This window comes from Vibrio sp. 1249-1 (assembly GCF_033340495.1).
Window position 1 is genome coordinate 213502 of sequence record NZ_JAWOWJ010000007.1, and the last position, 13269, is coordinate 226770.

7 protein-coding genes are annotated in these 13269 nt (G+C 40.7%); all 7 read left to right on the forward strand.

Annotated elements, in window-relative coordinates; all coding sequences use genetic code 11:
* The first annotated feature begins 649 nt into the window (after positions 1-649).
* Positions 650-2089 carry a hypothetical protein gene (locus R7Z50_RS15070; RefSeq protein ID WP_053410896.1) on the forward strand — a complete coding sequence of 480 codons (1440 nt, stop codon included), beginning with the start codon at positions 650-652 and terminating at the stop codon, positions 2087-2089.
* 1010 nt (positions 2090-3099) lie between these two features.
* Positions 3100-4779 (forward strand): hypothetical protein, encoded by a 1680-nt coding sequence (locus R7Z50_RS15075; protein WP_053410897.1) that lies wholly within the window; start codon positions 3100-3102, stop codon positions 4777-4779.
* Between the two features lie 180 nt (positions 4780-4959).
* Positions 4960-5274, forward strand: coding sequence for a hypothetical protein (locus R7Z50_RS15080; protein ID WP_258520394.1), 315 nt, complete (start codon positions 4960-4962; stop codon positions 5272-5274).
* 562 nt (positions 5275-5836) lie between these two features.
* The gene (gene traF / locus R7Z50_RS15085) at positions 5837-6112 is read left to right on the forward strand and encodes a conjugal transfer protein TraF (RefSeq protein ID WP_053410900.1); all 276 of its coding nucleotides are present in this window, start codon (positions 5837-5839) and stop codon (positions 6110-6112) included.
* Positions 6113-6235: 123 nt separating this feature from the next.
* A complete protein-coding gene (gene traF, locus R7Z50_RS15090) occupies positions 6236-7276 on the forward strand; it encodes a conjugal transfer protein TraF (protein ID WP_053410901.1) in 1041 nt (346 codons plus the stop codon).
* Positions 7276-8700, forward strand: a complete 1425-nt coding sequence (locus tag R7Z50_RS15095; RefSeq protein WP_053410902.1) for a conjugal transfer protein TraH — start codon at positions 7276-7278, stop codon at positions 8698-8700. The genes traF (R7Z50_RS15090) and R7Z50_RS15095 overlap by 1 nt, the downstream gene beginning before the upstream one ends.
* Before the next feature lie 2 nt (positions 8701-8702).
* On the forward strand, positions 8703-13269 hold a 4567-nt coding region (locus R7Z50_RS15100; RefSeq protein WP_318149138.1), incomplete at its 3' end, for a conjugal transfer protein TraG N-terminal domain-containing protein.

The window sequence follows — 13269 nt, forward strand, 5'->3', positions numbered from 1 at the left end:
ATATAGGTAAATAGCGCGTTTTGCCAAAGTCTCCCACGTGGGAGACATTTCACTCTGAAACGAGTGTGGCAGTACTGCTCAGAGTTTATTTTTTAAAAATTAAAATAGCACCTAACCTATTGATAGATATAGGTAAATAGCGCGTTTTGCCAAAGTCTCCCACGTGGGAGACATTTCACTCTGAAACGAGTGTGGCAGTACTGGTCAGAGTTAATTTTTTAAAAATTAAAATAGAACCTAACCTATTGATAGATATAGATAAATAGCGCGTTCTGCCAAAGTCTCCCACGTGGGAGACATTTCACTCTGAAACGAGTGTGGCAGTACTGGTCAAAGTTAATTTTTAAAAAATTAAAATAGCACCTAACCTATTGATAGATATAGGTAAATATCGAGTTTTGCCAAAGTCTCCCACGTGGGAGACATTTCACTCTGAAACGAGTGTGGCAGTACTGCTCAGCGTTAATTTTTTAAAAATTAAAATAGCACCTAACCTATTGATAGATATAGATAAATAGTGCGTTTTGCTAAAGTCTCCCACGTGGGAGACATTTAGGGTAATCCTAACGTCAAATAACGATTTCGGTGTACTGTGGTTATCAAAAACCTGTATAGCCACCTATACAACAAAGCAATAGAGAGCTATCAAATGGCAACAAATAAAACAGACGCATTGGACCTTATACATCTTCATGAAGAAGAAGGTTTAAGCGCTCCACTAGTGAAATTTGAAGATGCTGAGCTCCAGCTAAAAGTAAACCGCTTCCTACCCTCGGTAGGTGTAGCTCCTAAAAAAAGAGAAATGGTCAATGCCATTTTCGATATTTGCGAGCGCTCAAAAGAATCAATAACATCTCTTAGTAAGGTTTCAGACTCATTTGGTTTATCAGTCAATACTATAAGAAGCTATCTAAAGGAATTAGAAAAGTTAGGAGTAGTTGAAACTGTCACCTGTACAACTGATCCAATAAATAGACGTAGAGGTATGCTTTACGTATTTAAGCAACCGAACTTATCAGCTGTATTCGAGAAATTGGTAGAAGAAGACAGTAAACAGAATGACACGCGTCCAATAGTACAAATTGAAGATGTAGATTTAATAAACCAACATGAGCTGACAGATATAGCATTTTGCGACCTAATAACAACTGTACTATTTGGTGCTTTACGTTTTAACCGCAAGGGAAATGCAACTAAAATTGAATCACATGTTTTGTGGGGACCAGAGCGAGTTGCTGTAGAAACACGTTCCGGTAAGGGTGAAAGAATAGCGTTACTATTCGATTTAAAATACTACATAGGAACAATAACTGTCCTTGAAAACATAATTAAAGAAAGAATTAAAAATGATGAGTTAGTTACAGAAACCTATAATATACCTCTAAATGCAATTTTGAACTCATTGAGGCTACCCAAGACCGGAGGCCATAAAAACTCAGCACTAACAGCAATAAGGAGGTTGTCTGGTACAACATTCCATATTCGACAGCTACCAAAATGGTTTCTTCATCGATATGGGATGACAAGCAACTCTGCTTTGCACCTAAACATGCTGACATTAAGAGTCGAAGGAGAGTCCAGTGAAGCACCAGGATCAATTGTGCTGCAATTACAATTCCCACCAGAAACTATTGCTCAAATAAAAAGACAAATAGACGGAAACACCGAGGCAATACATGAATTGACCCGAGTGTATTCAAATGCACTAACCACATCGAATAGTCTGGTGTTTGGATTTAATTTATGGACATCAAACTATTTCAGTGAAAAAGGCATGGCAATAATAGATTGGCTGGAACTTAAAGACCGAACAGCACCACAATTATCAATCACGGAATTTAAGAAAAGCTTTAGCGAGATACTAAAAAATCATGCGATTAAAGCGTCAGTAAAAGAGTATGACCAGAGTCTTGATAGAGAAGTTGAAGTTATCGATGTAGAGTACGAACCCATCTATAACAATCAGGGGATAGCATTGAAAGAGACATCTTGCATAAGTGGAATAAGGGTGTCACTTGAAGATGGCCAGTTCGTGTTACTGCCAGAAATAGATACTTCATCATTAATACTGAAAAATCTGTACCTTTAAACGATTCATAATAATAGATAAACGAGGTTGGCCTTAATGCCAACCTTTTTTATGAAAACAATAAAATTACTAATTATTAGAGCGAAGAAACGGTAGTGTTTTGTAATAAAAATCAAATGTTACGTCGTCACTTACCAGCGAAACTTTTAGAGAGCATCAACGGTACAAAAAGTATTATCGAATACTGTTTCTAGGGATAAAAACTCTAAACCATAACAATAATAGGATAGGGGAGGGGAATCTGATAATTAGTGTATATAAATCAACAGATTTCAGAATGAGATCTAAATCACTACAATATCAGCCCAGTACGATTCCATACTTTTAAAAATTTTACGGATTCACTACGCATTTAAAGGCCAATAAAGTGAATTAAAATAAATAAATTGAACCTAAATCGGGAAAGATGATTTTAATAAATAGTCTTTAGAAAAGAATTTTTCTTTTTAATCAACAACTTATTAAAACATTAAAAAATCAAGCATCCTTTTATGGCTAAAAATTACGCGCATTCATGAAAAAAGAGTAAACGTGAAAACTTGAAAATAACAAAAAAACGATCAAAAACGGTATTGAAAGTTCAAAACGGTACTGAAAGTTCGGATCGGTATTGAAAGTTTGATAATTGATCAAGGAAATATGGGGAGATCTAGCCGTTTTCATTAAATCTATCGTATAAACAATAGGTTACAGCACGATCCATTATGATCAGTAGATCGTTGATCTATTGACAAGATCAACTTAAAATCTAATAAGTTCGTAGATTCAAAAACATAACTGCAATTATGTGTTTCTACAACTGAAACCATAACGATGGTAAAAAAAAAGCTGAAAGCCCTGCAAGGCTAACAGCTTCATTACAACATTAAATATTGTGATGGATAAAGACTGCAATCTCTATCCTTCAAGCATCCAATTAAGTTTGGAGGACGCCCTTCACCCCTAATTATACTAGCTATCATAATTAGGTCAATGTCCCCAACTATGGATGCACTCAAAAAGAGTGTCTTATGGCAGGGACTAAACACGCCTTTTTAAAGGCTATAGAGAAAACATACCCATTAACATTTGTTGATGACGAACGCGATCTACATACAGAAGAGTTGGCATTAACTAAAGCTCAACTTGTGGAGATCTTAACCCATCACCAAAAAGCTACAGATAAATCTGTTCCTGCATACATTCCAGGAACATTTAACTCACCAAAAACTAAAGCGATAGAAGAAGTGAGACAACTTTCACTTCTCGTTTATGATGTAGATTGTAAAACAACCACTTACACTTTAAGCCAACTCGAAAGTAAGCTTGAAGGATATGCTCATATAATCCATTCAACATACAGTGCTACCTATGAAGCACCAAGATGGAGGGTAATCCTATTTCCATCAAATCCAATACAACCAGAAGATTTTCATAAGGTATACGTTGAAACAGCTAAACGCTTTAACATTGAAATTGATCAAACTTGTACTAATGCTAATAGGCTTTTCTACCTACCATCAGTAAATGTACTAAATGACTTTGTATTCTCTACATTCAATGACGGTAAAGATATAGCAATTAAAGAACCTAAAATAAAAACTAAAAAGAAAGTGAACAGAGGATACGTTTCCTTAAGTTCAGTAAGTGAATGTTCGAAAGATAGATTACCTTGCCAGTTCGGAAAAGCCTCTAGTAATGGCTCTGCAAATGGTTTTGTAGTACCACCAGCTCTTAAGGCGCCATTTACTAAGGAGCAGTTCGATGAATTACTCTCGCATCCGGGAACATGGCTTCGCGCAGCAGAGTATATGGGTCTTCCGGTAGAGGGTATTGGTTCCAAATCAAACTATTCCAAATCATTTTCGTCTGTAATTCCGGGTGTAGAAGATAGAAAACCAAGTTGCAGCCTTGGCCTTCTTTCAGATACAACAAGGCTTGTATATTTTGCTTTCAATGAAGTTCATGAGACCACTTTAAGCTCAGGCCCTGTTAAGTTCGATTTGGCGCATATCTTTGCAATGATGAAGTGTGGTCGTCGGATACCTCAGACAGAGTTTAAATCTGGTATGCACAAAGCTTGGTTAACTCGATTATTGATAGATTCAGGGCTGATTATCCCTCAACCAGTTACAGATTTACCTGAGTTGCCAACTGATGCTAAGTCAGCTGAAAGATTGTATGTTGGTTTTAAAGAGCTATTACAATGTAAACGAGCTTTCATCGATCAGATTGATGACCCAACTGCATTCAGCTTAACCTTTGCGTGCTATTGGTGTGGTATAGGCAACCGAAATACAGCTAAAAAGTATACTCAAATGCTATTAGAACACGGTGTATTACGATTTGTAGACAAAATCACATTGCCTCGTGGTGGTTCAATACCAGTATTGTTACCAGCAGGGAAAACTACCAATGTATATCAAATGCGTAAGAGAAATTCTCATAAGAAGTCGGTCGAAGCAGAGGTCGCTAAGCGTGTACCTACTGCGAACACTGTTCGTTCTACAAATACGGAGAGATTGCCATCTGAGCAAAATTCTTGTGAGGTTGTTACCTATGCAAATCGCCGGGAAATAGGGAATTATGCAAGGATCGATAAGCTTCATGACGATTATATTTTCGCAGATCAATCAGATGTTAATTGGATAGAAACAGATCCTGCGCTTAATAAAATTCACGAAACACCACGTAATTTAGGATACGGCTAACCCTTTCAATACTCATTGTATATAACCAACAGGGAAAATTGTTGAACGAACGAGCAAACAGACATATCATACTACTACATGTTTAATGATTTGCGTTTTAAAGGCTGCCGTTCAATGGAAATTGGAATACTAGACAATAACAGTTATCGCTCGATTCAGGATTCACAGACCGCATATATCATGTCAATGCGAGATTTAGCGCGTGTTGACCCTATCAGTGTGGCAGCATTGTTTAAGATTTCCACGGCAGAAGCACGTAGATTAGCAGAAACGTCAACATATGATCTGCAGGTCGCTTTACATTCTTGCCCTCCAATCTTGACGATTAAAGGCCAGGATACTTTACGCGGCGCAAGTCCAATGACAGCTCTTCTTGATTCGTTAGAATCTAATACTGACGAGTTTCACAACACGGCTGCACACATCAACGCTTATAGTGGACCCGTTAATACTTCTGGTTTGACTACCACTCCGTTGAAAAAGGCGAGAGGGTAGTTTGTGAGTAGTGCTGCATCGAAGCGTAGAACCCAAAGTTGGGAACCAGATATTTATTACGAAAAACAGCAACTCTCTTACCAAATGGCAAGACTCGGTGCTAATACTCGTGTACTGAAAAAATTCTTTGTTGTTGATAAACGACTAGAGAAATCGATTAACAAAGAGCTAGGGAAGTTTCGTAAGGGTTCTGGATGGATGACTACTCATGTTGTTCACCGAGTTCATGCAAACATTGTATATCGTAATTACTGCAATGCAGTACCTGATAATTCAGACTTTCATCGTCCACCTACGCCAACTGAATTGCTGTCTTTAGCGCGTACATATTTGGTTGTGTATAACAATCAGTATATGGATATTAATAGAATTTATCATATTTTCGAGTACTTGAAGGATGGTACTTTCACAAGAAAAGTCTGCAACAAATGTGGGATAGATTATATCTTTCACTCAGAAAGAAACTACAATCTATGCCCGTTCTGTGAAAAGGACTCTACCTTGTATAGTAAAGGTAAGCGTTAGTCATCAGTAATTCTTTTAAATAATCCCATTGGTAAATATGATTAACAAATTTACAACTCCAATCCTGTTGGCAATTGCACTATGTTCATGTTCTACAATTGAAACTGAACAACAGATAACGGTTGATTCTCCAAGCGATCTAGAACTGCCATCTGTTTTTACAGAAGCTTGGTTTAAAGATAACCTACCAATCCTTCGTGAAAGAGCTATAGATGATCCAACGGAAGCAAACGTTAGAAAATATTTTATCGCTCAAAAAGCTATGCTTGATATGGCTGAAAAGAAAGCTAACTCTACGACTTACCCTCAGTAATATACCTATTCCTACCCAGCGCTTTTAGCGCTACCACGCTATCAAAATCATATCGATTAAGTGTGCCTACTAAGACCCACTTAATCGACACGCAATCTATTCCAATCCTGCAATATTCATTGCATGAAAAAACATATCTTATCTTTGGCTGTGGCTGTCTGCCTGACGACGGCTTATACGTCGAATGCATTTGCTAATAGCGATACATCTGACTCCTTCTATAACCGTAAAAGTGAAGGTTGGTTTTGGTATGAGCCTGAACCGGAACCTGAGCAAGAAATAAAGGTAGAACCTAAGAAAGAACCAGTAAAAGCACCTGAAACAAAACAAGAAGCTAAGCCAAAGAAAGAAGCAACTGAAAACAACGAAGTAGTTGTCAATGTTGCATGGCTTAGAGAGAACTTACCTAAATTACGCGATTCAGCGATCGATAATCCAACCTATGAAAACGTTAGGCGGTATTTCTATGCCCAGCGAATCATGATGGATAAAAGTTCGAAATTTGCCTCTGTCGCACAACAAGTATCAAAGTTTGAAGTGCCTTTGGATGAAACTTTGCGTCGACCAGAGAACCAAGTTGCCCTAGTAGACCAAAAAATTGCGGCTAAACAAAATCGAAGTGATTTGATCAAACAGTTAGCAGATAAGGTCGGGTTCTTCTTTTTCTTCTCTTCTACATGTACTTACTGCATGAAAGAAGCACCTATGCTCAAACGTCTGCAGATGGAAACAGGTATAGACATACTTGCGATCTCACTTGACGGCCGACCGCTGCCTAATAACGAATTTCCAGATTACGTAACTGACCCAGGCACATTAAAACAGAAACTCCAGGTCATGGTTACACCCACAATTTACCTCGTTACGAAAGATGGCAGTGAATTCCATAACTTGGCCGTTGGACTTACCGCGCCAGATGAATTGATGCGTCGAACCATCATGTTAGCAAGCAAAGAAGGGTGGATTACCGGCGAACAATATGATGCGACACAAGACGTTCGTGAAATCCTCTTGGATGACGCAACTAAGAGCCAGTTAACAGTCGACCCAGACAAAGTGTTCAGTGACCCAGATTACCTAGCGAACAAGCTACGCGCCAAATTCCAAAAGCAATATGACCAAACGAAGGACATCCAGAATATTAATCAGGACGTGACACCGTGATGAATAGTAAGAAAAGACTGTTATTAGCATCGACAGCATTAAGCTTTTCTATGCTAATGCCTAGCCAAACCTTGGCTGGTGACCCCTTAAAAGAAATATTCGGGATGATGACCACTGCAACCGGTTCTCAAGTGTATGAATCACAGAAACGCAACGGTGTAGCCTTCGGTACGTTTAGTGCTAGATTTTCTATGTATCAGCCAAAAGTTATTAATTTTCAAGCGCCTAGCATGAATGCCGGGTGTGGTGGAATTGATTTTTTTGCGGGTTCAATATCGCTGATCAAGAAGGAGGAACTTGTTCAAATGGGCCGTTCGATAGCTGCTGGTGCGGCTGTCTATGCATTTAACTTGGCAGTTGAATCCATATGTCCATCATGTGCTCAAGGTATGGCTTGGATTCAAGATAAGCTTGATGACTTTAATGACTTAGTAAGTATGAGTTGTCAGGATACTGTGGATGCATTGAGTGAAGCGAAAGTTGGCCAAGGTTTGGCAAAGTCTCTTACTGATACTGTAAACAAAGATGGTTGGCAAGAACGATTAGGTTCATATGCTGAAACAAAAGTTGACGCCATGAGTAGTTGGGGTGACTTTTTCTCTGAACGTTCAGAAGATGGAGACGCTAAATCTGTCAAAGTACCAGGCCTTAAAGGGAATATCGTTTGGGATGCACTGGGTGCTGCAAAAGTTGATCAATGGAGTTTTGCTACAGGCTGGGAAAAAGACGATATTCAAGAACTGATTATGTCGTTAATTGGTACAAAGGTCATTACCGTTGGTGATGGTGATGAACTTGAAACCACTCCATACGCAAAAACAGTTTCTGCAGAGGACCTTCTTTATAACAAAGAAGGTGAAAAGATTGAATTACTTAGATGTGATACTAGTGAAACTAAAATCGATAACCGTCTCCCTTGTACGAAAATTAAATCAGGTTCAGCAGCAAAAGTAGAGTGGGAAGGGATTTATCCAAGAGCTCTTAAACTGTTAAACGGTGACGGTTCAGAAGTAGGCATCCGTAAACGCATTCTAACCAAACAAAACCTGACAAGTGAGCAGCAGAAGTTTGTAGAAAATGCTGATGTTCCGATGATGACATGGTTATTTATGACGGGTAAAGATGATGGTGCTCAAGAAGCGATAGCCAATCTAGTAGCTTATCGTGTAGCGGAAAAGTCGTTACAAGATTTGATGTACCAATTACAAGAAATCCTCAAAAAAGCGGAATTGAGTGCTACTTCTGACGCTAAAGCAACCCAGAACTTAATAGATTTCTTGAAAGGAAGGATGATCGAATTCCAATCTCAGATTGATGACATCCAGACGAAAAAACGCGATGAAATAAAATCAGCTAATGATCTAATGAATACTTATAAAACTTTAGCTGAGGCAGTTAAAGCAATGGCAGCGAGTGGAGTGTAGGGATGTCAGGTTTTGTAATTTATTCTATGGGTGACCCTAGCTTCATGCGACTTGCGCTTCTTGGGTTATCCCATGCTTTCGAGCAAGGCGCTATTTCGATTGCAAAAATTGGTTTGATGCTCGGATTACTTTCTGTTTTTTGGAACGGTATTTGGAACCCTGGAAAAATCGAATTCAAGCAGTTTTTTATCGGTTTCTTCCTAGTTCTGATCCTTTTCGGAAAATCCGTACCTGTCACGCTCATTCATGCCGATGGTGGTGCTGATGCAATGCCTGATATTCCAGTTGGTATTGCACTAGGTGGAACACTTGCAACTACGTTCGGATATACGATGGCCAATAGTTTGCGAGAGTTCTACCACACAACTTATGTACCCGGAAGCGCGGCAACCGGTAGTTATCGTGCAATGATAGGAGTTGACAGCGATGAACCAAGTTCAGTCCCAGTGGCTGGTAACGGCTTAGAGCCATTACGTGAATTGATGAAAATGCGATTCACAGGCGACATCGATGAATTTAAGGCTAATCAAGCATACAGTGCTACTGCTGTTATAGCTTCGGGTAGTACAGCAACTGACCTTTCTGAATCAGTTCAAGGTTATATGAAAAATTGCGTGCTAAAAGACCTTTATTTGAAAAATGGTTCACAAGAAATTAACGAACAAGCGATGTCGACTTACCCATTCTCATGGGATGCAATGAAAGTTACTTATAATGGATGGACTACCGAAGTTAACGTTGATGCCGGTCAAGGCTGGAAAATAATGGGTTGTGGAGATGCTTATACTAAGTTGACTTCTGCGATTGGAACGGATTGGAAGTATGTTGCTGAACATACTGCCTCAATGAGAGGTACTGCAGACGAGGTGCAGTTAAATGAAGGTCAAAGCATGCTATCTGATGTAAACATTGATGCATGGAAAATCAAAGTTAACCAAATTCTTCAGTACCATTGGAAAAAGGCTAAAGCAGGCAGTCCTTGGGCAAGCGAAGCTGAATTAATGGCGAGCCAGGCTGAATTCCAAGCAATAGACCAACGCAGGGTTTCGTCTGCCGTTCAGTATTCCTTATGGTCAGAAATGGCGATCCCGCTTATCACGTACATAGAAGCATTTGTATTTCTGATTGGCCCTATTATGCCTTTTGTAGTCGCTTTTGGCGAAAAAGGTATGGGAATGGTCATCAAGTATTTCTTTCTGTTGATTTGGGTTAATACTTGGCCAATTTTGCAGGTAGGAGTGAATATGTACCTGCAGAATGCAATGAATAATGCATCGTTTAACTCAACTAGTTACGATGCATTCTCGTGGGCAGGTTATAACACAAGTTTTACTGAACTAGAGTCATTCATAGCAATGGGTGCCACATTACAAACAATGGTACCTGCATTGAGTTTAATGCTTCTATACGGTTCGGTTCATACCGCAATCAACTTATCTAACAGTGCATCTAAAGGCGGTGGTAGCGAAGGCTCAGTAGCAACTCCAAAAGCTGTAGGTTCGGCTGATTCAGGTAAGGTTTCAGTTGGTCACAACAGTCAAACCTATGATTCCAGTACAGGGAGTGTTGTTAGTTCATATAATGGTTCAAATTCTGCCCCAATAGGTATGGCTCAAAACAATACGAAAACAGATTTGAATAGTACTTCTACTGAGTCATTAGCACGAGCTCAAGAACTAATGTCTTCTGAGGGCACTAAACTAAATAATGCTCACCAGACAATGTTCAATAACATGACAGTTGGCGGTGAAAATGCAACGGCAGCTCAAACAGAAGCCGCAACCAAGAATGAAGGTATTGCTCGAGCCAACTCTTACGCTAACACTTTAATGAAGACAGGTCAGTTCACAGCGCAAGACGCTAAAACTCTCGGTTTGGCATTGTCAGGTGGTATGGGTGTTAAAGCACAAGCTGAGGCTGCAGCAGCTCTTGGGTTTGGTAAGGATGGTGCGGTAAGTGCAAAATTTGGTGCAGCAGTCAAAGGTGAAATGGGTATTGATGCCAAGTCTAAACTAGACTCAGCAATTAGTAATGTAGCTTCGAAAACTACTCAGTCAGGTGACAACTGGAACTTTGCCAATACTGAAAGTGGTAGCGCGATGCTGTCTAAAGCTGAAACCTTATCGACTTCACGCTCTACTGGGCAAAATGCTGGCTTTGGCGAGTCTGGTTCACAAGCTGTTGAAGCAAGTAAAGCATGGACATCAGCTCAGAAACAAGTGGAGCAGGAATCACGCGTTCAAGCTGCTATAGCAGGAATGTCGTCTGGTATTAGTTATAACTTAGCAGGTGTTACCTCAACTGCATCAAATAATACGAATGATGAAAAATTCGCAGATGGTTCATTGCTAGCTGGTGTAGCACAAAAAACAGCATTAGGTTCAATGGATTCAGAGCAACGCCAAAAATTTGATGACTTTAAGAAGCAAGGAGGCTACGAGCCAGGCTTAAATGGGGATATGAAAGCTCTTAAAGCCTTCTCAAACACAAATGATGGCGCTTCGCTAAAAGGTATGGCTAGTCAGTTCAAGACAACAGACCAATATGCTGCAGAATATGACAAGGCTATTAAGAATGATGTTGGTAGCGATAAATCTCTACAGGCAAGAATGGCTGCGACAGGTCGTTATGCGGATGCAGCTATGAAAGACATCATGAAGAATAGTGGTAGCCAGCGTTACCAAGCTGGCGCCAATTACCTTGATACGTTAAATGAAAATGTCGGCGGCGGTGTAAAACAATGGGCGGCAGCGGCAAATGATATTAGATCAATTGGGGCAGCTGCAGAAGCACCGTTAACAACAAAAGCCCCCCAAACGGCAAAAGAAGCTGGCGGTCCAACTCAACGATCTGTCGTGGCTGCTAATCAACAAGGTCGCGCTGGTGCGGTCGCTGCAGTTGCAAGTCAGCAGGCCGTAATTGCAACAACAACCCCATCTCAGACCCATGAAGAAAATAAGAATGCGGTTCAGAAAACGGTTGCAGCTGATCCAACTAAGAAAGACGAAGCAGACCAAGTTCTTAAGAAGGCTGATGACAGAACAGGTGCTGCCCAAAAAGAGGTGCCAAAACTTGTTCAGCCTCTAACGGATGGCAATGTACAAGCAGGTCAAGTTGTAGGAGCTGCGGCACCAAGCGTTGGGAGTTTTGCAAAAAGTGCGAATGAACTTATGTATGGAACTAAGCAGGAGCAAGCAACTAAAAGGTTGGCCGCTAATGAAGGTGTGAGTAATGATATTGCAGCAAAAATTACTGGTCAGGATTCTAAAACTCAACATTCTGATTTGGTTGAGAGCGTGTCTAATGGATTGCGATCTGATGCTACCGACCAAGAAAGGAAAGAAGCATTAGGGACATTAGCTGCGGCTAAAGGCGCAGAAACTGAAATTGCTCGACTACGTGCAACCGGTGATAAAGAAGATGCTGCTCTTGCTGACACAATGCAACGTAATGTCAACTCCGTGAACACAGCTATGGAACGCGTATCTGGCATTGATAAAGATGTCTTATCGGGACTAGCTAACAAAGTTAATAGCGGTGAGCTGTCATTGTCTCAGGCAAACGCCGGCCTTCAAATGGCTACGAATGATAAGTATGACCCGATAAAGGCTGCGGAGGGTAGCTTCAATGTTAATACTGGTGGAATGCAGGGTGCTAACCAGTATGGCCACAAGGTACAGGAAGCAGCATTCGACCGGTTGCAGAACGATATTGCTGGTGGTCGAGCAATCATGAGCGAGATGGAGAATAAAGGGCAGACCGCTACAATTGACTATCAACTTTTAAGCTCTAGAGTTGAACAGGCTGAACAGTTCATGGAGTCGAAAAAGGATGAACATACTGCATCCGTTGCGACCAGTGCATACCGTGATGGTATTAATGGCAGCGACAACTATAACGAGTTAAGCAAAGTCGGGAATCAAGTTATTTCTGACGCCATTAGTGGCAAAGATGTTTCTGCATTGAACAAGGCTAACATCGATACTGCAATGTCCGGTTCAGAACAAAAAAATGGTTTTATGGGCTTTGGCACTGGTGAGACAACAAGCGTTGAGCAGATGAAGCAGTATGAGCAAATGCGAGGCGGTTTAGTTAATGCTGCAGAGGCGCTTAAGGCGACTCCAGGTATGGAAGATGCAGGCGCACGTCTTGAGAGTGCAATTCAAAAGCTAGATACTAAAACTGGGTTTGATGCACGTAACTCTACGCAAGGCCAAGGTACAGATACCAAGCCGAACTCGAACGGTGATAACGCACCTGTTGGTAACGGTGACCAAGGCGTGACAACACCTGCTAATGCTGGTAATGCCGCGCAAGGTCAAGGCGCAGATACCAAACCGAGCTCGAATGGTGATAACGCACCTGTTGGTAACGGTGACCAAGGCACGACAACACCTGCTAATGCTGGTAATGCCGCGCAAGGTCAAGGCGCAGATACTAAACCGAGCTCGAATGGTGATAACGCACCTGTCGGTAACGGTGACCAAGGCGTGACAACACCTGCTAATGCTGGTAATGCCGCGCAAGGTCAAGGCGCAGATACCAAACCGAGCTCGAATGGTGATAACG

Excerpts from the sequence above, each read along its gene's own strand:
- traF (WP_053410901.1), top strand. The coding sequence starts at position 6,236 with ATGAAAAAACATATCTTATCTTTGGCTGTGGCTGTCTGCCTGACGACG.
- R7Z50_RS15095 (WP_053410902.1), top strand. The coding sequence starts at position 7,276 with ATGAATAGTAAGAAAAGACTGTTATTAGCATCGACAGCATTAAGCTTT.
- R7Z50_RS15080 (WP_258520394.1), top strand. The coding sequence starts at position 4,960 with ATGTCAATGCGAGATTTAGCGCGTGTTGACCCTATCAGTGTGGCAGCA.
- R7Z50_RS15070 (WP_053410896.1), top strand. The coding sequence starts at position 650 with ATGGCAACAAATAAAACAGACGCATTGGACCTTATACATCTTCATGAA.
- R7Z50_RS15075 (WP_053410897.1), top strand. The coding sequence starts at position 3,100 with ATGGCAGGGACTAAACACGCCTTTTTAAAGGCTATAGAGAAAACATAC.
- traF (WP_053410900.1), top strand. The coding sequence starts at position 5,837 with ATGATTAACAAATTTACAACTCCAATCCTGTTGGCAATTGCACTATGT.